The 25,716-nt window shown below is 52.4% G+C and carries 25 protein-coding genes; 9 read left to right on the forward strand and 16 right to left on the reverse strand.

Annotation, left to right across the window (positions count from 1 at the left end; translation table 11 throughout):
* Positions 1-504 precede the first annotated feature (504 nt).
* Positions 505-1,908 carry an aminotransferase-like domain-containing protein gene (locus ACR0AI_RS21610; protein WP_480677180.1) on the reverse strand — a complete coding sequence of 468 codons (1,404 nt, stop codon included), beginning with the start codon at positions 1,906-1,908 and terminating at the stop codon, positions 505-507.
* Between the two features lie 133 nt (positions 1,909-2,041).
* Between ACR0AI_RS21610 and ACR0AI_RS21615 the strand changes: the two genes are divergently transcribed.
* From ACR0AI_RS21615 to ACR0AI_RS21630, 4 genes are read left to right on the forward strand one after another with little or no spacing between them, the layout of a single operon-like run.
* Positions 2,042-2,713 carry an aminotransferase class V-fold PLP-dependent enzyme gene (locus ACR0AI_RS21615; RefSeq protein WP_480677179.1) on the forward strand — a complete coding sequence of 224 codons (672 nt, stop codon included), beginning with the start codon at positions 2,042-2,044 and terminating at the stop codon, positions 2,711-2,713.
* Between the two features lie 30 nt (positions 2,714-2,743).
* Positions 2,744-3,190: a hypothetical protein gene (locus tag ACR0AI_RS21620; protein WP_480677178.1), complete on the forward strand. Its 447-nt coding sequence runs from the start codon at positions 2,744-2,746 to the stop codon at positions 3,188-3,190.
* A gap of 24 nt (positions 3,191-3,214) precedes the next feature.
* Positions 3,215-3,688: a RidA family protein gene (locus tag ACR0AI_RS21625; RefSeq protein ID WP_480677177.1), complete on the forward strand. Its 474-nt coding sequence runs from the start codon at positions 3,215-3,217 to the stop codon at positions 3,686-3,688.
* A gap of 34 nt (positions 3,689-3,722) precedes the next feature.
* Positions 3,723-4,421: an aspartate/glutamate racemase family protein gene (locus tag ACR0AI_RS21630; RefSeq protein ID WP_480677176.1), complete on the forward strand. Its 699-nt coding sequence runs from the start codon at positions 3,723-3,725 to the stop codon at positions 4,419-4,421.
* A 171-nt stretch (positions 4,422-4,592) separates the two neighbouring features.
* Here ACR0AI_RS21630 and ACR0AI_RS21635 read toward each other — a convergent pair whose 3' ends face one another.
* Together ACR0AI_RS21635 and ACR0AI_RS21640 are read right to left on the reverse strand one after the other, a co-directional pair.
* Positions 4,593-5,411: an NAD(P)H-binding protein gene (locus ACR0AI_RS21635; protein ID WP_480677175.1), complete on the reverse strand. Its 819-nt coding sequence runs from the start codon at positions 5,409-5,411 to the stop codon at positions 4,593-4,595.
* A 46-nt stretch (positions 5,412-5,457) separates the two neighbouring features.
* Entirely contained in the window at positions 5,458-6,366 is a 909-nt protein-coding gene (locus ACR0AI_RS21640) for a haloalkane dehalogenase (RefSeq protein WP_480677174.1), read from the reverse strand.
* Between the two features lie 91 nt (positions 6,367-6,457).
* Here ACR0AI_RS21640 and ACR0AI_RS21645 point away from each other — a divergent pair, with 91 nt between their 5' ends.
* Positions 6,458-7,096, forward strand: coding sequence for a TetR/AcrR family transcriptional regulator (locus ACR0AI_RS21645; RefSeq protein WP_480701485.1), 639 nt, complete (start codon positions 6,458-6,460; stop codon positions 7,094-7,096).
* Positions 7,097-7,360: 264 nt separating this feature from the next.
* On the opposite strand, the gene ACR0AI_RS21650 is transcribed toward ACR0AI_RS21645, so the two are convergent.
* The 9 genes from ACR0AI_RS21650 to gntH all read right to left on the reverse strand — a co-directional run bounded on the left by ACR0AI_RS21650 (position 7,361) and on the right by gntH (position 15,633).
* Entirely contained in the window at positions 7,361-7,963 is a 603-nt protein-coding gene (locus ACR0AI_RS21650) for a MarC family protein (protein ID WP_480677172.1), read from the reverse strand.
* 135 nt (positions 7,964-8,098) lie between these two features.
* Positions 8,099-9,640: a phospholipase D family protein gene (locus ACR0AI_RS21655; protein WP_480677171.1), complete on the reverse strand. Its 1,542-nt coding sequence runs from the start codon at positions 9,638-9,640 to the stop codon at positions 8,099-8,101.
* A gap of 51 nt (positions 9,641-9,691) precedes the next feature.
* Positions 9,692-10,801 (reverse strand): HlyD family secretion protein, encoded by a 1,110-nt coding sequence (locus ACR0AI_RS21660; protein WP_480677170.1) that lies wholly within the window; start codon positions 10,799-10,801, stop codon positions 9,692-9,694.
* Positions 10,802-10,841: 40 nt separating this feature from the next.
* Complete coding sequence (locus tag ACR0AI_RS21665; RefSeq protein ID WP_480701487.1) at positions 10,842-11,543, reverse strand: hypothetical protein; 702 nt, start codon at positions 11,541-11,543, stop codon at positions 10,842-10,844.
* The gene (locus ACR0AI_RS21670; protein WP_480677168.1) at positions 11,540-12,433 is read right to left on the reverse strand and encodes a bile acid:sodium symporter family protein; all 894 of its coding nucleotides are present in this window, start codon (positions 12,431-12,433) and stop codon (positions 11,540-11,542) included. The genes ACR0AI_RS21665 and ACR0AI_RS21670 overlap by 4 nt, the downstream gene beginning before the upstream one ends.
* The gene (locus tag ACR0AI_RS21675; protein WP_480677167.1) at positions 12,433-12,858 is read right to left on the reverse strand and encodes a YidH family protein; all 426 of its coding nucleotides are present in this window, start codon (positions 12,856-12,858) and stop codon (positions 12,433-12,435) included. The genes ACR0AI_RS21670 and ACR0AI_RS21675 overlap by 1 nt, the downstream gene beginning before the upstream one ends.
* A 20-nt stretch (positions 12,859-12,878) precedes the next feature.
* Positions 12,879-13,226, reverse strand: a complete 348-nt coding sequence (locus ACR0AI_RS21680) for a DUF1622 domain-containing protein (protein WP_152456707.1) — start codon at positions 13,224-13,226, stop codon at positions 12,879-12,881.
* A gap of 5 nt (positions 13,227-13,231) precedes the next feature.
* Entirely contained in the window at positions 13,232-14,260 is a 1,029-nt protein-coding gene (locus tag ACR0AI_RS21685) for a CobW family GTP-binding protein (RefSeq protein ID WP_480701489.1), read from the reverse strand.
* A 77-nt stretch (positions 14,261-14,337) separates the two neighbouring features.
* On the reverse strand, positions 14,338-15,633 hold the full coding sequence (gene gntH / locus ACR0AI_RS21690) for a guanitoxin biosynthesis MBL fold metallo-hydrolase GntH (RefSeq protein WP_152456705.1): 1,296 nt from the start codon (positions 15,631-15,633) through the stop codon (positions 14,338-14,340).
* A gap of 494 nt (positions 15,634-16,127) precedes the next feature.
* On the opposite strand from gntH, the gene ACR0AI_RS21695 reads away from it, so the two are divergent.
* Positions 16,128-17,435 (forward strand): tetratricopeptide repeat protein, encoded by a 1,308-nt coding sequence (locus ACR0AI_RS21695; protein ID WP_480677164.1) that lies wholly within the window; start codon positions 16,128-16,130, stop codon positions 17,433-17,435.
* A 273-nt stretch (positions 17,436-17,708) separates the two neighbouring features.
* Here the strand turns inward: ACR0AI_RS21695 and ACR0AI_RS21700 are convergent, their stop codons facing one another.
* Both ACR0AI_RS21700 and ACR0AI_RS21705 read right to left on the reverse strand, forming a co-directional pair.
* Positions 17,709-18,890 (reverse strand): MFS transporter, encoded by a 1,182-nt coding sequence (locus ACR0AI_RS21700; RefSeq protein WP_480701491.1) that lies wholly within the window; start codon positions 18,888-18,890, stop codon positions 17,709-17,711.
* Positions 18,887-19,639: a DeoR/GlpR family DNA-binding transcription regulator gene (locus ACR0AI_RS21705; RefSeq protein WP_480701493.1), complete on the reverse strand. Its 753-nt coding sequence runs from the start codon at positions 19,637-19,639 to the stop codon at positions 18,887-18,889. Before ACR0AI_RS21705 ends, ACR0AI_RS21700 begins: the two co-directional genes overlap by 4 nt.
* An 85-nt stretch (positions 19,640-19,724) precedes the next feature.
* Here ACR0AI_RS21705 and ACR0AI_RS21710 point away from each other — a divergent pair, with 85 nt between their 5' ends.
* From ACR0AI_RS21710 to ACR0AI_RS21720, 3 genes are all read left to right on the forward strand, one after another.
* Positions 19,725-20,105 carry a VOC family protein gene (locus ACR0AI_RS21710; protein ID WP_480677158.1) on the forward strand — a complete coding sequence of 127 codons (381 nt, stop codon included), beginning with the start codon at positions 19,725-19,727 and terminating at the stop codon, positions 20,103-20,105.
* Between the two features lie 546 nt (positions 20,106-20,651).
* Positions 20,652-21,749 carry a DUF1254 domain-containing protein gene (locus tag ACR0AI_RS21715; protein ID WP_480677156.1) on the forward strand — a complete coding sequence of 366 codons (1,098 nt, stop codon included), beginning with the start codon at positions 20,652-20,654 and terminating at the stop codon, positions 21,747-21,749.
* A gap of 61 nt (positions 21,750-21,810) precedes the next feature.
* Positions 21,811-22,584 carry a transporter gene (locus tag ACR0AI_RS21720; protein WP_480677154.1) on the forward strand — a complete coding sequence of 258 codons (774 nt, stop codon included), beginning with the start codon at positions 21,811-21,813 and terminating at the stop codon, positions 22,582-22,584.
* Between the two features lie 173 nt (positions 22,585-22,757).
* Here ACR0AI_RS21720 and ACR0AI_RS21725 read toward each other — a convergent pair whose 3' ends face one another.
* Both ACR0AI_RS21725 and ACR0AI_RS21730 read right to left on the reverse strand, forming a co-directional pair.
* Positions 22,758-24,206: an arylsulfatase gene (locus tag ACR0AI_RS21725; protein WP_480677152.1), complete on the reverse strand. Its 1,449-nt coding sequence runs from the start codon at positions 24,204-24,206 to the stop codon at positions 22,758-22,760.
* Positions 24,207-24,534: 328 nt separating this feature from the next.
* The gene (locus ACR0AI_RS21730; RefSeq protein ID WP_480677150.1) at positions 24,535-25,581 is read right to left on the reverse strand and encodes a Na/Pi cotransporter family protein; all 1,047 of its coding nucleotides are present in this window, start codon (positions 25,579-25,581) and stop codon (positions 24,535-24,537) included.
* Positions 25,582-25,716: the final 135 nt, after the last annotated feature.

Consider the following 25,716-nt stretch of genomic DNA (forward strand, 5'->3'; position numbering starts at 1 on the left):
TTTGGAGAGAACGTCGAAATCCAAACCTATCTCCTCTGGCCGACCTTACTGATGCTCGGATTGCATTTGCGAGAGGTCAAATCAGTGGGTCTGGGAAGCTGATACGCCGCTGGGATTGTTGCGATACCAGCGTAGTGTCAGACGTCATTCTTTTGGGTTGATTCAATTACCACTCTCGAGAACGAATGGTAGAGATTTTCAGGTGAAGACTTTCATATTTTTTTCGGTGAACTTGCTGTCGATCTGAAATCTGCATCTCAAAGTTCATCAACGACAGTTTGGTTCTTCAGCCAACTACTGAGATCGGATATCTGGTAGTCTGCTTTGGGCTCGAAGCAGTCTTTCGCAGCAATAAAATCGAACGACTGCTATGCGGACTTTGCAGCCATCCGCATATTTACTCCAAAGGACCGCAGTCAGCCCGAAGCGGACCTTCAATCCAAGACTTTGCAATTCCGGCTTGGCAGACATTCCCCCCTTTCGAGTCCAAGACGCAATGCCAGCTCAACGCCAAGCCCGTTTGTTCTGTGAAGCCTGTACCACTGTTCGAATAGTTATCAGTGCGCTTTCCGTGGTCGCTCGATCCCGAGGCGCGCCGATACACAACCTAAGCCCATTTTGCAGTCCGGAGCGTTCGCCTTTTGCTGCAAACAGAGAAGCGGGGGACACTAGCACATTTGCCTCAGCGAGAGCTTCTACCACCCAGTCTTGCCGAGCGTTGGACGGCAGAGGTAGCAGCACATGCATGCTTTGTGATTCTGTTACGACCTCCATGCCATCAAGAACACGACGTAAGATCGCTTGGCGTTTGAAAACCTCTTTGCGCTTGGCACGCACGACCGCCTTGTATTGACCGGATGCAATGATCTCGGAGGCAACTGAGGCCATAAGTGGTGCGTTCATCCACACGGAGGCACGTTGAGCACGGTCCACGGCGTCTCTGTAGCTGTCTGGAGAAACGAGGAAGCACACTCGCAGGCCAGGAGCCCAACTCTTGGAGAGTGTTCGGATGTAGAGCGTCCGATCTGGGGCAAGTTCAGCGAATGACTTTGGCGGCTTTTCGAGCAGGAAGCCATAGGCGTCGTCTTCGATAACCATGACATCATTCGTCTCGGCGATATTCACGATTTCTGAACGGCGTTCCATCGGCAGCGTGGTCGAAGTCGGGTTTTGTACGTTGGGGATACTGAAAAGTGCCGAGACATCGTGCTTTCGACAAATCCGATCAAAGCTTTCAGGGATTATTCCTTCACCGTCGGCGTCCACTTCTACAACGTCCAAGCGGAGCATCTCACAAGCCAAACGCACCATCGGATAGGTCAGACGCTCAACTGCCACGACTTGCCCCGGACGGCAGGTTGCCATCAATGCCAACATCAAGGCGTGTTGCCCACCGCTACAAATGGTGATCGCCTCATGGTTCTCGATTGGCCTTACGCGACCTTCGTTGAGCCATCGCCACGCTGTCAGCCTGTCATACTCGGCCCCCGGATTGTTCCGGTAATCGAGTACATCACAGCCAGGATCGGCCAGCACCTTTGCAATCGCATCTTTAAAGATGCCGTCCTGCTCGGGCAGAACCAGGTGGTTCTTGCTGAAGTCCACCACCGCTTCACCCGGAGTTTCGTAGGAAAACTCCATCGCGCGGGCATCGGCATTCATGCGGACGAAGGTTCCACGCCCGACTTCGCCAATTGTAAGACCCATTGCTTCCATCTCGGAGAACACCTTCGTTGCGGTGCCCAAAGACAGCCCGTGTCGATGCGCAAGTTCCCTGTGTGTTGGCAGCCGGTCACCCGGCTTCAGCGCCCCGCTGCGGATATCTCGTACCAGGTCGGCCGCTACGTCTTTGTACTTTGCTCGCATTGGGCGATCCGCACTTTGAACAATACAGAGATTGTATTGCATAGCTAAGGTTTCGCAAGGACGCTTCAGATATGAAGGGAAAATCATTGTCTTATATACAATGAAATTATTGACCCTTCAATATGATACAATCAGATATTTGTTCTATATCACTGATCAAAAGAGGCGACGAGAGATGGCGACGATCCCGTCACAAAGGCACCTGTTCGATATCCCGTCAGACTTGGCGTATTTCAACTGTTCGTATAATGCGCCCCTGCTGAAGAAGGCTGGAGAGGCTCTGGTTGAGGGCGCCCTTTCCAAATGTCGCCCTTGGGAACGCAAACCCAACCATTTCTTTGAGGATGCCGAGGCTTTTCGTGCTGCCGCATCCAGAGCATTTGGCGTCAGCGCCGACAATTTTGCCGTTACGCCGTCCGCCAGTTATGGATCGTCAACGGCGGCTCGTATCTTGGAAGGGCACCTGTCAGATCAGGATGAGATCATCGTGTTGGACGAGGCATTCCCGTCCAATTACCTACCGTGGCAGCGCCTGGGTCAAGAAACCGGGGCCGAGTTTGTCGTCGTGCCAACGCCAGAGGACTTCGGATGGACCCAAGCCGTCCTGGACCGCATCACGCCCAAGACCAAGCTGGTTGCCATTCCCAACTGCCATTGGACCAATGGCGCTCTGCTTGACCTCGACAAGATCGCTGAAGCGGCCCGTTCAGTGGGGTCTTACTTCATCCTTGAGGTCACGCAGTCGTTAGGGGCCAAACCAATCGACATCGCTTCACTGAAACCGGACTTCCTAATCTCCGCCGGATACAAATGGTTGCTTTGCCCGTATGGCCTCAGCCTCTTCTAAGCCGATCCCGAGTGGCACGATGCGCGGCCTTTGGAAGAGACATGGCTCAGCCGGGCCGATGCCGAAGTGTTTGAGAACCTCGTTCAGTACAACGACCAATACCAGGTGGGAGCCTGTCGGTTTGAGATGGGTCAAAAGAACATCCCCTCGATCCTGCCCGGTGGCGTTGTGGCCTTGGAGCAGATTGCTGATTGGGGCGTGGCCAACATCGCTGAGACCCTTGAAGCCATCAATGACAGCATCGCGGCGATACTGGAGCCGTTCGGCTTTGTGCCCGTACCTAAAGGGGTCCGGAGCCCCAACATCCTCGGAGCGGGGCTCGAAGGCGGCATTCCGGAGACGCTCCTCCCCAGCTTGGCCGAGCGCAATGTCTACCTCAGCCGCCGCGGCAGTTCCCTGCGGTTCGCACCATACCTGCATGTTACCGGCAATGATCTCGACAGACTGTCTGAAACCCTGAAAATCGTTTTCCAATAGAGGCGAGCACCTGCTCGATATCCCATGTCTATCAATCAACGCTTAGAAGACCTTGGCATTCAACTTCCTGACGCCGTAGCCGCCGTGGCCAATTACGTTCCTACGCACATGAGCCCAGATGGCACTCTCCATGTGTCCGGACAAATCGCGTTTGTGGACGGGTCACTGGCAAACCGAGGAACTCTTGGCAGTTCGATATCAGTTGAGGACGCATACCAATCTGCCCGCACCTGTGCGATCAATGTCCTCGCCCAGGTATCAGCCGCGTTGGACGGAGACATGGACCGGATCGTCTCTTGCCGAAAGCTGACCGTCTTTGTCGCAGCAACTCCCGACTTCGAAGAGCACCCAAAGGTTGCCAACGGAGCCTCCGACCTCATCGTTGAGGTGCTTGGAGATATTGGACGACACTCCCGTTCCGCCGTTGGGGTGTCCAGCCTGCCTTTCAACGCTCCAGTCGAAGTTGAGGCTGTATTTGAGGTCAATCCAGCTTCCTGAGATTAGAGATCCAAGCGACAGGGGAAGAACGACAATGAAAACGATTGGCATTTTGGGCGGCATGTCGGCGGTATCGACGCAACTCTACTATCATGAGCTTTGTGATCTCACCCGCGAAAGACTGGGCGGACTGCATTCCCCTCAATTGTTGATCAGGTCGTTGGATTTTGCGGAGATCGAAGTGCTCCAGGCCAAGGGGTCTTGGCGTGAGGCCGGTGACATCCTAAACCGGGAGGCCCTCGCTCTGGAGCGAGGTGGTGCGGACCTTTTGATCCTGGCCACAAACACCATGCACAAGCTGGCCGATCAAATGATGGAAGATGTCGGCATTCCTTTGATCCATATTGCTGATGCCACAGCAAAAGCAATTCAATATGCTGGACTTCAACGCCCTGGACTGATGGCCACAGCGTTCACCATGGAGCAGGCGTTTTACACAGATCGTCTGAGAGCGTCTGGGTTGGAACCGCTTGTCCCAAACGATGATGACCGCGCTGAGACGCACCGGATCATCTATGACGAGCTTTGCAAAGATATCACGACTGAGAACAACCGTAGCACCTATGTCGAGATCGCATCGCGCTTGGCAGAAGCCGGAGCAGACTCTCTTATCCTGGGATGCACGGAGGTTGGGATGCTGCTCAACTCAACCAACGTCACGGTTCCAGTTTTCGACACTACTTTGATCCATTGCCAAGCGGCACTGGATGAAGCTCTAGCACAAAGGCAATAGCTCCAGAGTGTTGAAGTAGTATTGCGTCTCATAACCTCCGCAGTGTACTCAAACCAAGGCCAACACACCCGCAACGAATGTCCGGGTTGCCGGATGTCGTCTTTGGGCAGCTCGCTTGACTTTGCGGACACTCGTCTTGTGCCGCAAGAGGTCTGACCATTGTAATAATGATCAAGGCCAACACCCGACCGCATTTGCTGCTTCTGCAAATTGTCGGAAACTTCTGGGTTCACGGCCCAATGAGCGCTGAAGGCCATCTGAAGTACTAGCGTTTTTCCCATCGAGTATTTGCGCAACAAGCTCGGCAACAAATTCAGCATCCGAATTCGGAAACCCAGCGGCGATCAGCGTTGCTTCAAACTCCTTGGGTGTGATTGTTTTGTACGCAATGTCTTGCCCGGTCACGGCCGCAATTTCCGCCACCGCTTCGTCCCAAGTGAGCAAGTCAGCGCCGGTGATTTCATACACTTGTCCGACGTGGCCCTCCTCCAATAGGGCTGCGACGGCTACGTCCGCTACGTCTTCCAGATCAACCCACGGTTCCTTTGCTCCAGAGTCGGGGGCCGAGACCTCGCCAGCAAGAACGCTTTCAAGGAACCCGCCTTCGCTGAAGTTTTGCATGAACCAACTGGGTTGAAGGATTGTCCATTCAAGAGAAGAGTCCTTGATCAATTTCTCGCACGCCTGAGCACGCGGCTCATTGCGCTCTGACAGCATGACGACACGGTGAAGCCTGGCCTCTTCCGCGGCTTTGACAAAGGCTGCAATTACGCCGTGGGCGGAGGGCACGGCGAGATCTGGAGAATAGGCGACGTAAGCCGATTTTGTTCCCGCTAAAGATGCCCGCCATGTTTCAGGGTTTTCCCAATCAAACGGAATAGCGCTTCGCCGTGTTCCGTATCTTACGGCTAAGCCGCGCGCCTCCAGTCGCTCCGCGACCCTTTTCCCTGTTTTTCCCGTGGCACCGATGACGAGGATTTCATTGCTCATAGATCTCTCCAGCAATTCTAATTCGGTTTTTGTTCAACGTGCGAAGTCAGGTCTTGTTTAGACCAAAATGGGTCAAGGCACGTTCAGCGATCAAAGGCCCTGCCGCTTCCTGCACGAAGTGCCCACCCTCAGGAATTTCCAGAGGGTCCGGACAGCCCTTGATGAACGTACGCAGGTGGTTCATCACGTTTGGGCCGAGCATTTCATCCTTCATGCCGATAGCCATGAAGCTCTCGCCGGCCCACTCAGACGACCAGAATTGAGCCGCTTTTTGCGAAGTATCCACGCCGGGCGCATCCATGGAGCGTGCGATCAGGTGGGGGAACTTACGAACGCCGGCTTTGTAGGTTGCATCCGGGAACGGGGCGCCATAGGCAGCCGCTCCGGCCACCGAGATGCTGGGTTCATTCTTTTGCATGATGAATTCGATAGGAACGTCCGGATCAGAGTCGATGTCCGCCTGCCACGCGTCGAAGGCCGGCATATCGACCGGGCCTGCCATGAGCCCCGTGTTCATGATCAAAAGCCGCTTGAACCGCTCTGGCATTTCCATAGGCAACGTAAGGCCAAGCACACCACCCCAGTCCTGCACTACGAGTGTAATGTTGCGTAGATCAAGACGCTCGATCAGCGCCAGCATGTAGTCGCGATGGAAGTGGAATGAGTAGACCTCATCATCAACGGGTTTGTCGGACCTACCAAATCCCAGCCAGTCCGGTGCAATGACGCGCGCTCCAGCGCCGACAAAAACTGGGATCATCTTTCGATAGATGTAGCTCCAGCTGGGTTCACCGTGCAGACAGAGGAACACCTCCTGCGCATCAGTGCGCCCTTCGTCGATGTAGTGACCGCGCAGTCCTTCATACCCGGGCAGGTCATCAAAGTAGTGCGGTTGGAAGGGATACTCAGACAGTCCTTCAAAACGGATTTCCGGTGTGCGCAATGCTTGGATCATGGGGATTCTCTCAATTTGGTCAAGTGACCAAAATTACTAGGTCACTTGACCAATTAGATCAATCCCTTAATTTGTGGAGCGAGCAAAAGAAATGTCGAAACACGTAACTGGGATTGAAAGATATAAGGTGGATCAGATAGTTACAGCCAGAAACAGATCAGCAAAAGAAGCGCAGATTCTGGAATGCGCGCTCAAACTCTTGATCGAGACAGGAGACGCAGGTCTTACGATGCGCCGGATCGCCGATTGCGCCGGTATGCGATTGAGCAACGTGCAGTATTACTTCAAGTCTCGCGACGATGTTCTTATCGCAATGGTCGCGCAATACTTCGACGAATGTGCGAAAAGCCTACAAAAATTGACTGAAGAAAGCATAGCGGAGAGCGAGCGCGAACGCGTCCGGTTTCTCGTGACCGCGGGTCTATCGCACGGTCAGCAGATTAGCGACATGTGCCGCGCATTCCGCGAGATTTGGGCAATATCAAGCAGAAATGAAGTCGTTGATAACTCCCTAATGGATTACTATCGCCGCTTTGCCGATCTCATGGCGGAATATGCACTTAGCGACGAATTAGACACGGCTGATCGTGAAAAGGTGAAGGCCCTCTTAGTTCCTTATTTTGAGGGATATTCTGTGACAGCGCGATCTTTGGCTGTGGAAAACAATGTTGTCGAGGACATGATAACGGATATTGTTTTAAGTCTGGTGAAGGATGACATTCGCCAATAGCACATAGCTTCTGGAAGAATAGAATCCCGACATTTGCCATCCGTACAAACTCTGAGAACGAAGGTAGCGACTGCTTTTGGGCGCTTTAGTCGACCTTCGCCGCCTCCCGTTTAGATGACTGGAGGCAGCCCAAAGCGGACCTTCAAAACTGAACTTTGTAACTTCCGGCATGCGGACCAGGCCGCCGTTCGCCTTCGGGCGTGTGGTTTATCTGGCTGTGGAAAAGTGAAAGCCTAGCGCGGCATGTGAACTCATAAAACGTCATCACAAAAGACCCAATGATCGCGCACCATCAACCATGATTTCCACGGCAAGTGCAGCAACAAGAATTGCAAATAGCTTTTCCAACAGCGCGATCATTGCATGTGGAATGAATATGCCAAGCCGACCGGCTCCCAACAGAACCAATATGTCCACCACGCCAATGACCAATATTGCGATACCGACATTAACCAAAGCGGCCATGTCAGTCGCCTCTGCCGAAAAGGTCACAAGCGCCACTACCCCTACGGGATTGAGGATGAGTGGCAGACCAATTGGAGATACTGCTAGATCTACAGGATCTTGAGTTTCTGACGTTTCATCGTCTTTTGTTTCCAAAATTAACCGTACGGAGAATAACAGTAGAATAAGCCCGCCGGACAACCCCAGCGACCCAAGGCTAAAATGCAAGAGCGACTGTAAGCCTGCGCCCAATACTAACAGGGCCAACGCAGAACCTACCGCCGTTGCGACAGCGACGAACGCCACCTTGTCGCGGGTTTTAGTATCGTATTCTTCTGTTTTCTCGATAAACACCAACATTGCTTTTAGCGGCCCCATGCCTACCAAAAAAGTCAAAAGCAATTCTGTCCAACCTAGCTCCATGCACTCTCTTTCTTGGTCAAAATCGGCAAAATCTGAAACAGTCTAGCGCTACGTTGAAGACTAAAAAGGCGCATTGGTACGGAATGGAAGAGGGAGCATGACCTTTTCAATGATACAACCAATTCAAAAAACTGCTCATAGCATCCATTCTACCGGAAGCCACCTGACGACTGTAGTAAGACCTCTCTGTAGGCCATTGGTTTCCGGATCCGTAGTATGCACAATGACTGTGCCATCTTGCTCTTCTTGAACCCAAATCATTTCATTGCTGTTATCGAGCTCAACGCGATACGAAAATTCCGGTTTGTTCAATTGCTCTGTCAGTGATGCAGCAATCGTTGGACTTTCGATCATGATGCCCATTTCAGTGTTGAGATGCGCAGACCTTGGATCGAGATTAAAAGAGCCAATAAAGATCCGCTCGCCATCCGCCCCAAAGGTTTTTGCATGCAGCCCTGATGCCGACCCAGCTAGGATCTCTGGCAGGCTTCTGTCGCGATGTTCCCGCCGCAAGGCTCGTAGCTCCAGCAGTTCTACTCCACTATTCAACAAATCATATCTGTAACGCATATACGCAGCGTGAACTGGCATGACGTCTGTCGCGTCCAAAGAATTGGTCAAGATACGGACCCTAACACCTGACTTGGCCAACTCCTCCAAGACCTTAGAGCCTCTTTCGCCAGGAATAAAATATGCCGAAACAAGGTCCAGTGAGGTCCGTGAGCTCTTAGCGAATTCGATCAGTTGTTCGACCAATAGGTCTTCACTTTTGACTTCGCCCAAGCCCTTCGCCGGATCGTCGACAAAAAGTGTAACCTCGCTCCAATCAAACTTCAGAGTATGTGCTGCGATGTTGTCGGCCAGTTCACTTTCCTGAATTGCCTTTTGGTAACCTGCGCCAACGGCGGTTCGCCGTGCCGCATCCGCCTTAGCTTGCAGACTGCCTACGGCTGGAGGATCTAAGAATAGTCCAGCATCGTAAGAAGATGCACTGTTCCAATAAGCGTCGAATGATTTCGAAACATCGTCCACAATCGGCCCGATGGCAATCGCATCTAAATCAAGGTAGTGCGTTCCACCCCCATAGTCGAAATAGATGTCGCCGATGTTGCGCCCCCCAACAATCGTTGCGACCCCATCGACAGTCATCGACTTATTGTGCATCCGCCGGTTTAGTCGGCTGAAGTCAAATGCGTAAGAGAGCAACTTGGGTTTTCTCAGCGTAAATGGATTGAAAATACGCACATTCGCGTTGGGGAGCGTGTCTAGCTCTGAAAGTAGATCGTCCAACCCTGAGATACCGTTGTCATCGACCAGTAGTCTGACGCGAACACCGCGTTCTGCTGCCGCCCTAAGCTCGTCAAGGAGCATGAGACCTGTTACGTCATCTTGCCATATATAGTATTGCGCATCGATTGAGGAGGTCGCTTCTCTCGCAAGGATAGCCCTGGCTGCAAATGCAGCGCGTCCATCGCCCAAAGGCCGAACTCCGTCGAGACCGGGGTTGCGATTAAGAGCATATTGAATGGTTTCGCCCAATGCTCCAGCCCAATCGGCGTCCAGTTTCAGCGTTTGCCGCGAAAAATTCTGCTCAGGCAGCGGAAAAGCCAACCTTAAGCAAACTACGGTGAGTGCAATCACTGTTGTCGCAATCAAGCATACTCTGATCAGCCGCATTTAGTTTCCTATGTTTGCAAGGCCGGGTTACCCCTTTTGTCGAATTTGGGCTCAGATGTAATTGAGTTTCTTGTTGATCCAAAACAGGATTTCCGCCAGCACTGAGATTGCGCCAGCCCCTTCGGTTATTACCAATGCGGTTCCTGACACACCAAGCTGTGCACGATCAGACGGAAGGCCTTCTGGGATATCGATAGTTACGATGTAGCTCGACGCGCCTGTAAGTTCGCGCATGCTAGGCAGCCCGCCCCTCGTATCCAACGCGCCCTCTCGTGTTCCCGGAGGGATTGACCGTATTGTGGTCTCAAATTCCTGACCTGGCATAGTGCCCAAAGCAATCCGGATCGTATCGCCAACGGCCACGTTGGGATAGCTGCTTTGCGGCAACGCCGCAATGAGCAGCCGATCTGAAGGGAGTAGAAAATTCACGGCGCCTTGTAACGTAGTAACACGATTGCCTGGGCGGAGTGAGAGCGCCGTTACAACACCGTCATCCGGCGCTCGAACGACCGTCTGCTGCAACGCCCACTCAGCTTGGGCCAGCGCCTCCTGAACTTCAACGACACCGACGTCGACTCCGTCCACCTGAGCCGCGATGCGTCGTTCGAGGCTCTGCCTACGCGCTTGTGCTGCTCGCAGCCCGGCTTCAAGTTGCTCAATCGTTGAAACGGCTTCCTGCAATTGGAACTCAGCTGCAGCACCGCGTCCGGTAAGCTGGACGATGTCATCGCGACGCTGCACACCGAAAGAAAGTTGGGCTTCAAGAGAATCAATTTCTGCAAGCGCCGCCTCATAGTCTGTCTGCAACTGGTCTGCTGCGGACTGTGCTGATGCGAGCGAGGCTTGAAGTCGGGCAACTTCAGCCGCGTAGGTGGTGTCATCTATTCGAAACAACACATCACCCTTCGCCACCGGTTGGTTTGCCGTGACCGCTAGTTCAGTGACTGGGCCGGATACGTTCGGTGCAATGTTGATGACAGCACCTTGCACGGACACAGTCCCGGATGGTGTCGTGTGGTTTAAGGCTCCAACAACAACCAACGCGATGACCAAAGCTCCACCGTACACGACTGTCTTGAAGAACCCGTTCCAAGGCAGGATTTTGAGCTTCGCAAAAACCAGCCAAACAATACCAAAATAAAGACCGAGAATAATGAGCATCGTGAATTGCCCTCACCGTGTTTCTTTTGTTCAGTTGCCGTCAAAACTCGTGCGTATAGCTGATACCAACCAGATCACGTGTTCCGAAAGTGTTGTCGATATGGCTGCCAAATACGCTGATGCTGTCGTTCGGCGACGCATTGAAGGTAACGCCCGCACCAACGGTGTACCCAGAGTAATCGTTGGAACCGGCAGATAGGACACCACCGGTCTTCACAACCCATCGTTCTGACAATGGCTTGAGGCCAAGTATACCGACATAACCGCCCTTGCTGGCAATTTCAGCGGGAAAGGCATCAGCAAACTCAATATCGCTATCGCCGATCCGACCGTCGGTATAGTTTGCTCCCAGTGCTGGGAACAAAAGCCATCCTTTAGGCTGAAAGCCCAACGCGGCAAGCGGCACAAAGGTCCCTATGGCGTATTGCGTTTGTTTGACGCCGCCTTCCAGCTCTTGCTCGGACGCTGAGAAATTAACTATTCCAAAATCGAAGAGATAAGAGCCACCAACGCGCCACTGATCGTCTTCTGAGACCGAGACGTTGATCTTCGTTACGGGCCCGAAAACAACCGAGCCGAATACGGTGCCAAAGTCACTATAACGAACGCCGATTTTCGTTACGATCTTTGTCGGATCATCCGATAGTTTTTCGTCTTCTCCGGTCTGAGCCCAAGAAGTGGAAGCAGCAATAGCGAGCATGGTTGCAAGATATTTTCGCGATGTCGTTCGCCCAATCGTCATGTATTGGAGCCTCTGTCATCACTACCAGATTGGCTATGCCGTTTTCTTGCCACTGCGCAGGCAATAGTGAACAAAAGGTTGATTGGAACCATCAGCATCATGAAGGCCAGAACGCTCGCTGAATAGGCCGGATCAAAGCAGCACGCATCCACAAGTAGATAGACAAGACCGACATTGCGAAGGTTTGTGCAGGTCGCAAGTACCTGCCGATACTCCTTATTCTCGCCGCCTAAAAACCAGCCGAGCGCCATTAGGGACAGAATGAAAACCAATATCGCGATCAGGCTCGAAGGTCCTAATCCAACAGCGGCTTCCTGCCGGATGCTGATACTTGCTACGACAGATGCAATGAAGGAGACTGTCGATATAAGCATTGCCGGTTTGTAGATATGCTCGGCGACATCCGGGTAAAATCGTCGGATCAAAATCCCAAGAAGCAAGGGAATTCCGATCACACCCACGATGCGGATCATTAGTTGGTCCCAAGCGACACGTTCCAGCGCGGCGGTTGGCAAAACGACCTGAGCGGCCGACGGCGCAAGAACCAAGCCGATGATTGAAAGTAAAACCAGCAGGGCCCCGGCCGCGCTGACTTGTCCCGGCGCTTTGGTCGAAAACTGGACAGCGTTGATGCCGCCGGGGGCGACCGCCAACAAAAACAAAACGGCGCTGACCGGTCTGGGTAGGGGGAAAATCCCGATAATCAGGATTGCAATGACGGGCGGTATAAAGACGTTTGCAGCAAGCAGGTGCGTGAGCTTTTCGCGTTCCAGAACCGCAGCACCCATTTCGCGTAGCGTTGCACTCATCCCGATGCAAAGCATGGCCAGAGTAATGAAGATATGGATGAATAGGGTGACGGATTGCTCAAACGGCAGCGGCGACTCCATCACAGCGGTTCCACATTCCAAAGGATGCTGATCGTAGCGTAAATAGCGACCGCCAAGATCAACCCGGCTGAGACCAGCGCAGGTGAAATCGGAAATGGCTTTCCGGAGATATCAGAGATCCGCTTAAGAAAAGTAATTTGCTGTATGATGGCGACAGATAGCATTATTACCGCCAGTATCAGCATGAATAATCCGACAAAACGTGCATGTTCTATCGGAACCTCTTCCAACCCAGGTACATCAGTCAAAATTCTGAATAGTGCGGGTATAGAGAAGCCAAAACCAACGAGCGACGTAGCCGTTCTCATATATCCCATGGTCGTCCTGTCCGAAGCGAGCCGGGACCGCTCGAACGCCAGATCTGTTCGTTCGCCGGCCAACTGATTGTTAGAACGCTGCGCCATGTCCTCGTCGTCAAAGTCCATTGGGGGCCTCAGTTAGAAAATCAGGTTTCACTTGGTTTATCCTCGACTCTCTCCTCGCGAATTTCCCGAACGAGGAAATAGTCGAGAAAGGTTCGGACGAAGGCGATGGCTGTCAGTTTCGCCAATTCTTCGATTGTTGGGTCTGTTGCAGTCGCTATAATATCCGCGCCTAGTTGCAGTTCGAGCGCCACAATCAGGTATTTTCCAAGGATGCGCCGTGCGACAGGCTCGGCATCCGACTTCCGATGCATAATGAACGCTCGTGCAAAGGCGATGCCTCCAGCAGCAACAACGATGACGCTCGCCGCTTCGAATAGAACCTGGATGTAGCTCGCCGCTTGAACGATCAGGATTTCCAACTCATGCATGGTAACTATCCTGTTGCGACAGTTACAACTTCGCTATTTTCGTTCCCGACAGACGAACCAGAGCAAGTATCGAACAACTCACACAAGTGCGCTTGATCAAGAGTTGTTTTGTGTGCGATGGCAACGATCCGGTTTGCCGGATCCTCGCCCCCCCAAGGGCGGTCTTTTGTCAACTCGACCCGCCGCCCGACAACTTGCAGCAAATAACGGCTGTTCGGGTCGTCATCCAGGTAAACAAATCCCTTGCAGCGATAGATATTTGAAGGCAGTTCTCTCTTGATCATTCGTTCCAATGCTCTGCGCTGCAATGGCGCGTTGCGCGTATAACTCCAGGTGCTAAAGAAAGAACCGTGATTGTGCTTATGATGATGTTCGTGGTCGTGGCTATGCGCTTGATCAGCCATTGCGCGCGAAACATCGAAACGACCGACAGACAGCAGGATTTCGAGTGGAACGTTACATTTGACGGCAGGAACGATGCGAACCCTTGAGAAGAAGCCGTCTATCCACCTCTTTACCTTTGCAGTTTCCTCGACTCCTGCCAAATCAACTTTGTTTAGGATTACAAGATCCGCAAATCCGATCTGCTGCAGCTTGAGCTTGGCAAGGTCCGGGTCGTCATAGGTAAAGACTTGGTCGGCGTCGACGACACACGTCACACTGTCAAGCCGTATCAGATCGCGATATGCTGAATCCACGAAGGTCATATAGATGCTTGCCGGATCTGCAACTCCGCTGGCTTCAAGCAGTATGTACTCAATGGGATCATCACGCTCGATCAACGCTGCGACCGACTCAACGAGATCATCTCGGATCTGACAACAGACGCAGCCGTTCGCGAGGCTAATCATCCCATCTTCGACGTCGACAACCAGTTCTGCATCGACATTGATCGAGCCGAAATCATTCACAAGAATGCCAATTTTCAACCCATGTTCACCCTTTAAAATTCGGTTCAGCAGAGTAGTTTTCCCCGCACCCAGAAACCCTGTTAGGATCGTGAGCGGGACAGGTTCTTTTGGGGCGTTGTTCATGGCTGCATCCTTTGCAAGAACTGTGATCGCGCCGCGTGGCTTAGAAACGCGGCGCTTATTGTTGGTCAATAATCAGATCAATCCGTATGATCGCGCGCAGCAATCAGGGCGTGGAGGTCGAAGCGGAAAGTTTCTTCGTCGTAGTGCTGCGTCAGTGGACGGAGTACGTCCTCAGGCATGTAGAGGGCCGGATCTAGTTCCCGTTCCCGCAGGAAGGCATCCTGTTGTTCCTCACGCGGCAAACGCGGTTTCGGAATCTGAATGTAATCCGGCATCTCGCCATCCGGGAACGGTATCGTTCTGGGATCTGGTGGTTGCATCGCCGGCATTTCCGGACGCAGGGCCATACGTTCCCAGATACGATCCTTTGTGACGTTGATTACCTTGGTGTCTGGTCCACCAAAGAGGAATAGACCATCCCAATGCGCGCGAATTTCCGCGATGGCTTCGCCCGCCGATTCCTCGGTGTAGTGGCAGATCACACCGGCCCGAGGTTGAATTTCGTTCATCAGATATCCCGCCGCATAGTAAGGCGTGTGGTAGGTATCCAGAGTGAATTCCAGAACTTCTTTGGGCGTGCCGTATTTGTAGTTGAGTAGTTGCGGTAGATCGGCTTGTCCTTCGGTCACGAAAATATCGCAGCCTTTCGCAAACTCGATTGTGCTTTCATCAGGGCGCCCGTCGCCTGTCCAGACAAAGGACAATCCGGCTTCTTCCCAATCCACGCGATATGCTGACGCACCGCTTTTCACGTGGCTTCGCGCCCAGTGCGTGACTTTCAAACCGGGTTCTTCCAGAACCACACCGCCTTCGTCTTTGTAGTCGAACTCGACAACTTCGGTGTCGTAGCCGGCGCCAATCGGGCAGTGGTCAAAGTTCTCAAGATGCCATGTCATCATCTCATGCATCTTGTCGACCATATATTGGGTGCCCGTCTCTGGCCGGTCACCTGATGGGCCGAAAATGCGCAAACCGTTGCGCCAGCCTCCCGACCATGCGCGGAACGGCATGAAGTAGGGCAAGTCTGCATAGTGGTCGACGTGCAAGTGGCTGATGAAGATGTCGCGCACCATCGGCGGCAAAATGCCAAGCTGAATAATATTCCTTACGCAGCCATTGCCGAAATCAAAGAACAGGCGGCGCGGGAATGGAGTACCGTTCCCCAGCTCCAAGACAATGCATGTGCCGGACTGTACCATCGTCGGAGGCCAAGGCGTGCTACCCGGAAAACAAATCCGCATCTCGCCTTTTGGCAAAAGCTCGTTGGGTGGGAAAAAGTTGTTGCTTGTACAGCCGGGTGTCGGCCGGAAATACTCCGGCAGCGTAATGCCACCGCCGGGGCGTTGCCCGTAAGGGTTGCGTGATTGGCTCATTTTTGGATCCTCCGAGAGTTTTTTGGTGCACAGTTTTTTGTTTTTTCTTGGTTCCTGAAGACAAGGACCTGCGTTTCCTAACCATCGCCGATATCAACTAGCATCGCTGAGCCTCTGCGTAAGTCGTCGAATTTCGGACAGCAGCTCGTCTCGAACCGTCTCCCATTCTTTTCGTACAGGAGACTTTTCTGGTGAGAGGGCTACATGCCTAAGAACTTCATCAAGGTCTTCCACCGCCTCACGTACATTTCCGTTCCTTAGCGCTCGGGACAGAGCCGCCTCGGAATACTCAGGTATGAGGGCGTGGAGTTCCCTGCAGTTCATGGTTGAGTGTGGCCTTTTTGTATTCACTTTAGCCAATATGTTAGAAGGTGGGTGGAGCGGAAAGAAAGTGAGTTACGGTGAGCTAGGGGTGAGTTCAGCTTAGATTCAGAGAGGCGGTATGGTCATTAAAACACTGAAAAAAATAAGAAAATGGATGTGAGTCTGGGGAAATGATGGAGGCTGAAGAAATTAGGCGAACACTTGAGCGGGTCCTTTCATCCGCAGAGTTTGCTGGCTCACCCAGGCTGCAGTCCTTCCTAAGATACATTGTCGAACAGGAACTTGACGGTCATGGGCGCTCCATAAAGGGCAAAGTTATCGCGACAGATGTCTACGATAAGGAGCTTGACGAGACCGGTGGGGCACTAAACCTCGTTCGGGTTGAGGCCCGTCGCCTTAGGCGTGCCTTGGAGAACTACTACAGTGACGCGGGCAAATCAGACCCTTTACGCATAACTATGCAAACCGGGGGGTATCGACCACAATTTGAACCATCCGTCGCGACGAAGCCAAGTAGCGGGCAAAGTCAGTCGGCATCACCGCACTCTGGCGGTTTCTGGCGTCGCAAATTCCTGTTACCGCTCATCGGAACAACGCTTTTGTTGGCATGTGTCCTAGGATATTTTGGACTACGCGATTCCCAATCGAACACACAGTTCGCAACCAATAAAAGCCCCGCAGAATTGGCTGCGCTTCGGGAGAAGTCATTCACCAGTGTTCAGTCTGCAAACTTAGCTGAGCAAACACGGGGATTGTTTTTTCCTTTGTTCGACCTCCGACGGCAAGCCATTAACTTGGAAACGTTTCGGTATGTGATTGACCTCGATCCGCAACTTGCTGCAGGTTATGCGGGTTCGGCCCAGGTGCTCACACTTAATTCACTTCTGACAAGCGATGCTGACGCTTCAACCGCTTTAGTTGCTGAAGCTTTGGAAATGGCAGAACGCGCTACCACGCTAGATCCCTTGGATGGTTGGTCGCAAGCCGCTCATGGCTGGACCCTTGCTGTGACTGGAGATAGTGAAGGAGCGCTTAGACGTGCCCGAATTGCCTTGGATCTTAGCCCTCGAGACGGACATACTTTGGATCTGATAGGCATCACGGCCCTAGTTGTAGATGATCCTGTGTTAATGGCCAAAGTTTCTAATCCACAACGGTCTCGACTAGGCGTGGGTCGTTTCGCATACAACAACATCTATGGGGCTGCACAACTTATGTTGGAGAACTATGGTGAAGTCATCGATGCCTTTTCCAAAGCAGCAGAGCGAGGCCATCCTGTGAGTCCGCCAAGCCTCTTTTTGCTCGCCACCGCCTATCACGAAACAGGTAATACTGTGGGGGCGGAGAAGGCAATTGTCGAAATGCTGGACACTTGGCCAGACTTCCCTGCCCGCAGCGTCGTAGAACGTTTTTTTGTGAAAGATCGTGAGACTCGTTCACGTGTGCTATCCGTGCTTGATCTTTATTCACCAAGTTGAGTTAGCGGACGTGAAGCGAGCCGAAGGGTTAACAGCCTTAATACTGTTGTTTTCGCCGCCCCAGTCGCGAGTACTCATACGCTTTTTCTCCGAGCCATTGCGCGCGATCAGTTGGGAAAACCAGAATAAGCAAAACGGCTCGTCGCTAAAATGCGTATGGCATGAGTTTTCGCCGACAGGATTTTCCACAACGACGTCAATACGCGAAATATGATACTGGAAACACTACGTAGATAATGATGAAACGTATCGCGGCTATTGCCTATGTTGGGTTCAGACTTTTGCCACCAGTCTCGCGAAAATCGGAACAGATACCATTAGCAGCGCAAGCATCCAGAATGCCGTCGCCAGCGTCGATGCCCCAGATATGAAACCAATCAACGCTGGCCCCATAAGGATGCCCGCGTATCCCGTAGTAGTAACCGAGGCGATAGCAATCCCAGGTGGCATCAGGTTTTGACGTCCAGCAGCGCTGAATAAGATCGGCACCACATTCGCGGCTCCGAGCCCAATCGAGACGAACCCAAGCAGGGCTACAACCGAATTGGTCGACAGAAGAATACTCGCGATCCCAATGATCGCGAGTGATCCGCCAAGCATCAGCACGAGATATTCTCCACATCGCTCAACAATTCGGTCACCAGTCAGGCGGGCCAGTACCATTGCGATTGAGAACAGGATATAGCCCACGCCAGCGCTCTCGGGTTCGGCGAGTTCAAGATCAATGATCAGAAGAGCGCCCCAATCCAGCAGGGCACCTTCGACCAAAAACGTGATTGCGGCCAAAATGGCCAAAAGCAAAACAATCCCACGCGGAACAACAATGGGTTCCGGATCTTTGCCACTGACCTCCAAAAACCGGGAGCGGGCCAGCAGCATAGAAGCCAACGCCACGATAGCCCCCAGAATGGAACAAGTCAGCACTGGGATGGAGAATGACAACAACAGTGTAACCAAACCAGCTCCCAAAAACCCACCAATGCTGAATTGGGCGTGAAAATTCGACATAAGGGGGCGACTTTCGATAGCTTCAATTTCCGCGCCATGTACATTCATTGCGACGTCGATGGTCCCAAGTGACGCTCCGAAAACGAATAAAGCTGCACCCAAAGCTATTGGCGTTTGCGATAGTGCCATAAGGGGAAGCATGGCGATCAAACCATAGCCTCCAAGCAAAATAAGTGGACGCGCTCCACTGCGTGCTGCCAAGACACCGGTAACCGGCATGGCGATTATGGATCCAAATCCAAGACAAAGCAGGAGTAACCCAAATTGAGTTTTGTCGACGTCAACGGATTCTTTGAAAAAGGGGAAAAGGGGCGCACAACAGGCCAAAGAAAAACCTGCCGTAAAAAAGGCCAAACGTGTGGCTAATCGCGCCGAGTTTGTCGCCGAACAATCAGTCGGCCGGCCAATTCTCGGGGTCGGTTCACTTACTCGAGAACTATCGCTCATTTGGTCACCACACGCGTATGGGATGCGATCAAATCTGTTGTCGCGTTGTGTGAATCTGTGACAACGGCATCTATCTCTGGGATCGCTACTGTTCGATGACGGGCTCTGAGGCCGATTTTCGCGTGACTAGTCACAATAATAGTGCGGCTTGCGGCCTGGTGCATTGCCTTCTTCATCATGGCTTCTTCTGCATCGTCCGAGCTTAAACCGAACTCAGCATCCAGTCCGCATGCTCCCAGAATGGCAACATCTGCCGAGACATCCCCAACCCGTTCGATTGCCGTGTCTCCGGTCGCAATGCCGCCTTGCGGCCTTAGACTACCACCCAAAACATAAACCGGGACGTTCTTTCGCTGGCAGGCAATCGCAATCCAGGGCGACGGTGTGATCACAAGGCGACCCTCTTCGTGGGGCAAGTGTTCGACTATGGCAAGTGTTGTAGTACCTCCATCGATCAGGAGTGTCGCCGCACTGCCGATCTCTCGGATAGCGGCTGATACCAGCTTCTGGTCAGGCGCGACATCTCCCGACAGTCTTTTATGCAACGGCGGTGCCGGAATGGACAAAGGCACTGCACCACCGCGAACGCGTTGGGCCTTTCCCTCTGCTTCGAGGGCGAGAATATCCCGCCGGATCGTATCAACTGACACGTCAAATTCTTTAGCAGCTTCGACTGCAATGACTTGCTGACCTTCCTGCAAGCGCCGAGCCAGTTCGAGTTGTCGTGTGTCTGGGACATTCAGATTCATGCAGAAAACTTCAGAATATTGCAAAAAACCGCATATGCTGTTATGCGACGTCCGTCAATACTGAATAGATGCGAGCGAGATTGGGATGAAATTGAACCACGTTGCTCTTTGGACAACAGATTTGGAGCGCTCCTCGAAATTTTGGGTGGAGTTTTTTGAAGCGGAACTCAGCGACCGATATGAGAGTGTGAACCGTCCCGGCTTTATCTCCCGCTTCGCCATGCTGCCAAACGATGACGTTCGCATCGAACTAATGGAAGGACCATGGGTAAAGCCTCGCTCGCACGAGGAAGGTGGCTGGGCACACGTTGCCTTTTCAGTAGGTAGTGTATCGAAAGTTGATGAGGTCGCAGATCGCTTCAAACACGCTGGGCTGCTAGTGTCCAAACCGAGGCGAACGGGCGACGGGTACTATGAAGCAGTGGTTCGATCTCCGGAAGGTCTCATGGTGGAGATCGTCGAATGAATTCACTTATGGCCAAAAGCGTTTTTGATTTTTTGCCGTCAACAGCAAAGGTCCAATGCTTCTTAGCCTCTAAATGCACGTCACAATCCAATTAATGAGTTTCCGCTTTGAAAGCGTGCAAAGGTTGAAAAATCGGCTATCGATCAGGATCGCGCCTTTGGCGGATTGAGAGTGGGCTTTGCAGATTTGCAATGTCTGCTAACTGCGCATTGCTGACCTTCGTGCCCCAAGCACTACTGGTAACTTTGGGCTCGAAGCGGTCATTCGGCAGAATTCAATGAGTGCCTGCTCTGCGGACAATGCTGCCATTCGCATTTTTGCTTTAAATGCCCGGAGCCAGCCCGAAGCGGACCTTCAAAATCCGACTTGGCGATTCTCGTGTTGCGGACAAAGCTTCTGTTTCTGGCATGTGTTCTTTCGACCGGTTGCCGAAATGATATTCAAGAACACATTATTACCAAAGCAACACTTCCACTCCCGCGATCCCTTCCGAGTTGATTTAGTTTATGCCAACCTTTGCACTCTGGGCTTTGAGGACTCACGACTATGAAAAGACTTGTTTTTGCGGCATTGCTTGCATCCGCCTCAGCGTTTTCCGTTTCCGCCGATACCAAGACGGCAGAGGAAATCATTTCTGGCATAGACTCCAGCGACTGGGCTGTTGACCCCACAGATTACGGGATGACCGCCATGGAGTTCCAGCGCAAAGAGGCGGACCTGATTTTCATGGACATGCTGTCTCGGGCCGGATTGAACCAGTTCGTGCACTTTGACGGCCTGTCGAAAGCCGCCGATAAGTGGGTCGTTACGCCGAATGCAGACACTGTTTACTCTGTTGCTGTTATTGATGCGCGCGAAGGCTTCTCGGTCGAGTTGCCTGATGTCGGCGACCGCTTCATTTCTCTGCATGTTCAAGACTACAACCACACTTTTGTGGATTACACTTGGGACTCAGGGCTTCATGAATACGCGGGCGACGATGTCGACACCGACTACGTCATCATTGGCGTCCGGGTTGGCACAGACGCAACCCAAGAAGACCTCGATTACATAGACGACGTCTTACAGCCAGCGATGGCGATAACGGCCAACTCAGCCGTCCCCTTTGAAACAGACACGACCGAGGAAGACGTAGCTGAGCTGCGCGACGCCCTCTTGGTGGAATGGGGCAATCTGCCAGACATGTTCGACTCCGTTCAGTTCGACATCAAGGATGTCTCGGATTGGGAAAAGTGGACATATGCCATCGCCGGGTCCTGGGGCCTGAGCCCTGAATCCACAGCGATGTACGCTTCTTGGGCACCAGAGGGCACTAAGGCCAATACGTGCTATACGGCGACGTTTGACGAAGTCCCTGCGGAAGCGTTCGCATCTCTCACATTGTACGACGAAGACAATTACTTAATGACGGACGAGTACAACGTCGTCAGTACCAACCGTGAGGCATACCGGGCAAATGCTGATGGGAGTTTTACGATTGTCTTCGGGGACGATACGTGCCGTGAAATCGCTGAGGAGCGTGATGTGAATTATGCGCTTACCCCCGTTGATGGATGGCGCGCTCAAATTCGGGCATACAGCCCAGATGTCGAAGCGATGAAGTCTTATACCTTGCCCGAGTTAGAGTTGTTGCCGGTGCAATAACCAGAGCGAAAAAGGTAGCCGGAAATAAATGACAAGACCAACGTTAGGACTGGTACATCACATGAAAGGTATGCTTCAGGTGGCGATGATTTGCCTTGGGACGGCTGCTGCCGCTCAAGATGACGCAGAACTAGCCCAACAACTCGCTAACCCCATAGCTGCGATAGTCTCAGTGCCATTCCAGCTGAACTTTGACGAGAACATCGGACCAAGTGACCAAGGCTCGCGCACCACTTTCAATTTCCAACCTGTTGTCCCATTTGCGTTGGAGAATGGCGCGAATATCGTCACCAGAACAATTGTTCCATACATCTGGCAGGACGACGTTATTCCCGGAACGTCACAAAGCGGCTTCGGTGATATTCTGTTCAGTGCATGGTACTCAAAAACCAATACTCAGAACCTTACGTGGGGTGTCGGCCCTGTGCTTCGCATTCCTACCGGAACCGAAGTTTCAACTGATACCTGGGCAGCTGGGATAACAGGTATTGCATTGAAGACGGAAGGTCCTTGGACCTATGGGGCGCTTGCCAACCACATTTGGGATTTAGAAAGCAATCCCACAACACCAACCAGCAGCAGCTTTCTGCAACCTTTTGTATCCTATTCAACCCCCACTGCTTGGACCTTCAGCGTCACATCCGAAAGTACATACGACTGGAAGTCAGATGAGTGGTCGATCCCGGTAAACTTCAATATCGCGAAACTTGCACCGGTTGCGGAAGTTCCAGTCAATTGGCAATTGGGTGTCGGTTATTGGGCTACATCACCTACCAATGGTCCTGAAGGTATGAGGGTGCGGTTACAGGCTCAGATAGTCCTTCCAAAAGGGTAGAACGGGTCCGGCTTGGGCTCAGTGTCGCGGATCTCCGCAGCAAGCATGATCGGCTGATTGCAGCCCGCAGCAGATCTACAAAACAAGACTTTGCAGTTCCAGTTTTGCGGGCACGACAAGCATTGGTTTACTGAGGCGTTGCAGTATCCGCACCAAGTCCGGCAGCACGCCAGTTAGAAGTCAGTAAAGTTGCTTGCCGGAGGATTGGGATGCTGTTCCAAAGTCGCAAGGTACTGCAAAACCACGCGCATGTATTGCCCCACGACCCAAGTTTCCAATGTGCCAACATCGTCTTCTTCACGGGGGTCGGACTTGATATTGTAAATACGAGGATATCCATTGTGTGGCAGACGGTTGGCCTGCGACCCCCCCATACGCACAAAACCATTGCCAGCTTGTACCACGTCTTGGAAGTAGATGCGGAAATGCTTCCAACGAACAGCGACCATATCGTCGCCTATGAAGGTTATCAGACTTTCACGGTTGGATTTTTCTTGCTCTCCAAGCAGAAAAGCCGACTGATCCACACCATCGATTGGCCTATCTGAAGGCATTTCCGCTCCAACAATGGCCGCAAAACTTGGCATGAAGTCCATAGTCGAGAACATCTCGTCTGATACACTGGGTTCGATCATACCCGGCCAACGGATCATCCCGGCTGTCCGAATTGAGCCTTCCCAAGCACTACCAAGCTCTCCCCTGAACGGCCCGGCGCTACCCCCATCTGGCCATACCATTGTCTTCCATGGACCATTGTCACTCATCCATACGACAATTGTGTTGTCGGCTAACCCCGCAGCATCGATTGCGTCAAGCACCCGTCCGGTATTGTAGTCAAGCTCCATCACCGCATCACCATAGGCACCTGCCACCGAACGGCCTTCCCATTCAGGGGTCATTAGACTGGGATAGTGCGGACGCGTAAATGACAGGAACAAGAAGAAAGGATCGTCAATATCGGCCTGTTCTTCGATGTAAGCAACAGCACGATCAGTAAGGTCGAAATCAATCGTTCTACGGACGTCTGGAGTGTACTCTTCAACAATTTCACCATCCGAACCAGCAGTGCCTTTCCAGACATAAGCCCTCTCGTCATCTGTCAGCTCGTAACCGGCAAGTGCCGCCCTTTCGCCAAATTGCACTTCGTCGGTTGAATGCAAAATCCCATAGAAGCTGTCGAAGCCCTGATTTTGGGGCATGCTGAATGTGTCGAGGCCAAGATGCCATTTGCCGAGGTAATTGGTGGCATACCCCGCATCCCTGAACATCTCGCCCATCGTATATTCGTTTTCTTGCAGGGTATTCGGCGTGCCACGCACCAAGGCTAGCGAAAGTCCCGAACGGATCGAGTAACGCGAGGTCATCGTGGCGGCGCGAGTAGGTGTGCAGCCGGGTTCGACCAAGAACTGCGTCAGCTTGAGACCCTCTGCTGCCAGTGCATCGATTTCCGGTGTCGGCATGCCACGGACTTCGCCGCCGCCGTAAGTTCCGAGGTCACCCCAGCCCAGATTGTCTGCCATCAAGAAAACGACGTTAGGCTTCTCGTCTGTCTGAGCATTCGCAGCCGGTAACCAACCCAAAGCCGTGCTCAAGACAATCGAAACAAACGGGAGTGCGCGCATGATTAAACCTCAGTGAAATGAAAGCCTAAGTCGTAACACTACTACCGGATGTGATTCTGCGAAATGCTGATTTGAGAACACACAGGCTTAGGGAAAAAACAGGACCCTTTTGAGCTCGAAGGGGTCAATCAACAAATTCGCTTGTATGTCCGGTATGCAGACAAAGCAGGGGATAGGGTCGCACTCTATCGGACCTGTTGGCTCGGACCACATGCTTCATGAGTTGGCACATGAGCTTGAGCTGGCCAGGCCATGGCGCGACATTTGGGCACCAATCTCAGTTAAGTATATTCTGATTTAGAGAAAGGCAGCGTTCCAAGAAGATTGTTCAAAAAGCATTCCGATTTGGATTCGGCCGCAAGAATTGCGCGATGGGTTTAAGAAACACGAAGCCAACCGCCGCAACGCCCAAATTGAATAGAAGATGAGCAGTTGCAACTGCCATCTCGTTGTCGCCAAATGCACCCACAACGAAACCAGAAAAGCTACCCAAAAACGGCAATATCAATAATACGCCAAGAGTATTAAACAGTAAGTTAGCTTGAGCTGCTTTGCGGGCGATTGTGCCCATGCTCAGCGACGCAAATAGCGCCGTAGATGTTGTGCCGATGTTGGACCCTACAACGATTGGGATAACGTCCGTTGTTGTCAGCAGGCCTTGCTGCACGCCAATGATACCTAACCCGACGACCACGCTGCTTGACTGCAAAAGTGCCGTGGCAACAAAGCCAATTGCTAATCCCACAAGCGGGTTCTTGGCGTATACCATCCATTCCGCAATCTCCGTCGAATCCTTTAATGGCGCAACAGCATCACTGATTAGCTGCAAAGTGAGCAGGATGACGCCGAGATAAAGAATAGACCGACCGAAAAGGGAAATCCTGCCCGGTAACAAAGACAACACGGCGCTCATAATGATTAGAAACGGCCCTAGAAATTTGGCGTCGATAGCTACTAGCCAGGCCGTTGAAGTCGTACCGACATTAGCACCCAGGAAAACCGGAAGACTGCCGCGAAATGTAATTGTTCCTGCTTCGACCAGCGCGACTGTGATGCCAGAAACTGCACTGGAGGATTGAACAAGTGCCGTGAGTGCAGCGCCGAGCGCAAATCCCGACAGGGGTTTTCGAGTGAGGCGCCCAAGCCATTGAGCGAGTGCTTGCCCGCCATATTTTTGCACATCGTGGCTAAAACCTTTCAGTGCATAGATAAACAGAATAACGGCCGCAGCGACCGATACCGCAACCTCAAAAAAGAGATGTCTTCCATATCCGCTATTTGAGTTGCTAGCGACTAAGATTACAACTGCAAACCCAGCCCAGCGAAACTCACAACTTGCTCGAGTTATAGTCTGTTTTGGGCTCGATGCGGACATTCACTGAAATCTGCTCAAATTCTGCTTCGCGGACGAAACGGACATTCGACTTTTCACCGTGATCCGGTATCTTCACGACATCTTCAGTTCAAATGCTGGTACCTGACACATGGATCCGTTCCTCACTGAAAGGCT

The organism is Ruegeria sp. BG3 (assembly GCF_056538485.1).

Bases quoted from the DNA above. Each gene is read 5' to 3' on its own strand.
- ACR0AI_RS21700 (WP_480701491.1), bottom strand. From the start codon at position 18,890: ATGAGCGATAGTTCTCGAGTAAGTGAACCGACCCCGAGAATTGGCCGG.
- ACR0AI_RS21720 (WP_480677154.1), top strand. From the start codon at position 21,811: ATGAAAGGTATGCTTCAGGTGGCGATGATTTGCCTTGGGACGGCTGCT.
- ACR0AI_RS21680 (WP_152456707.1), bottom strand. From the start codon at position 13,226: ATGCATGAGTTGGAAATCCTGATCGTTCAAGCGGCGAGCTACATCCAG.
- ACR0AI_RS21610 (WP_480677180.1), bottom strand. From the start codon at position 1,908: ATGCAATACAATCTCTGTATTGTTCAAAGTGCGGATCGCCCAATGCGA.
- ACR0AI_RS21710 (WP_480677158.1), top strand. From the start codon at position 19,725: ATGAAATTGAACCACGTTGCTCTTTGGACAACAGATTTGGAGCGCTCC.
- ACR0AI_RS21625 (WP_480677177.1), top strand. From the start codon at position 3,215: ATGTCTATCAATCAACGCTTAGAAGACCTTGGCATTCAACTTCCTGAC.
- ACR0AI_RS21660 (WP_480677170.1), bottom strand. From the start codon at position 10,801: ATGCTCATTATTCTCGGTCTTTATTTTGGTATTGTTTGGCTGGTTTTT.
- ACR0AI_RS21715 (WP_480677156.1), top strand. From the start codon at position 20,652: ATGAAAAGACTTGTTTTTGCGGCATTGCTTGCATCCGCCTCAGCGTTT.
- ACR0AI_RS21705 (WP_480701493.1), bottom strand. From the start codon at position 19,639: ATGAATCTGAATGTCCCAGACACACGACAACTCGAACTGGCTCGGCGC.
- ACR0AI_RS21650 (WP_480677172.1), bottom strand. From the start codon at position 7,963: ATGGAGCTAGGTTGGACAGAATTGCTTTTGACTTTTTTGGTAGGCATG.
- ACR0AI_RS21675 (WP_480677167.1), bottom strand. From the start codon at position 12,858: ATGGACTTTGACGACGAGGACATGGCGCAGCGTTCTAACAATCAGTTG.
- gntH (WP_152456705.1), bottom strand. From the start codon at position 15,633: ATGAGCCAATCACGCAACCCTTACGGGCAACGCCCCGGCGGTGGCATT.
- ACR0AI_RS21685 (WP_480701489.1), bottom strand. From the start codon at position 14,260: ATGAACAACGCCCCAAAAGAACCTGTCCCGCTCACGATCCTAACAGGG.
- ACR0AI_RS21665 (WP_480701487.1), bottom strand. From the start codon at position 11,543: ATGACGATTGGGCGAACGACATCGCGAAAATATCTTGCAACCATGCTC.
- ACR0AI_RS21645 (WP_480701485.1), top strand. From the start codon at position 6,458: ATGTCGAAACACGTAACTGGGATTGAAAGATATAAGGTGGATCAGATA.
- ACR0AI_RS21695 (WP_480677164.1), top strand. From the start codon at position 16,128: ATGATGGAGGCTGAAGAAATTAGGCGAACACTTGAGCGGGTCCTTTCA.
- ACR0AI_RS21640 (WP_480677174.1), bottom strand. From the start codon at position 6,366: ATGATCCAAGCATTGCGCACACCGGAAATCCGTTTTGAAGGACTGTCT.
- ACR0AI_RS21725 (WP_480677152.1), bottom strand. From the start codon at position 24,206: ATGCGCGCACTCCCGTTTGTTTCGATTGTCTTGAGCACGGCTTTGGGT.
- ACR0AI_RS21630 (WP_480677176.1), top strand. From the start codon at position 3,723: ATGAAAACGATTGGCATTTTGGGCGGCATGTCGGCGGTATCGACGCAA.
- ACR0AI_RS21635 (WP_480677175.1), bottom strand. From the start codon at position 5,411: ATGAGCAATGAAATCCTCGTCATCGGTGCCACGGGAAAAACAGGGAAA.
- ACR0AI_RS21655 (WP_480677171.1), bottom strand. From the start codon at position 9,640: ATGCGGCTGATCAGAGTATGCTTGATTGCGACAACAGTGATTGCACTC.
- ACR0AI_RS21670 (WP_480677168.1), bottom strand. From the start codon at position 12,433: ATGGAGTCGCCGCTGCCGTTTGAGCAATCCGTCACCCTATTCATCCAT.
- ACR0AI_RS21615 (WP_480677179.1), top strand. From the start codon at position 2,042: ATGGCGACGATCCCGTCACAAAGGCACCTGTTCGATATCCCGTCAGAC.
- ACR0AI_RS21730 (WP_480677150.1), bottom strand. From the start codon at position 25,581: ATGTCCGCATCGAGCCCAAAACAGACTATAACTCGAGCAAGTTGTGAG.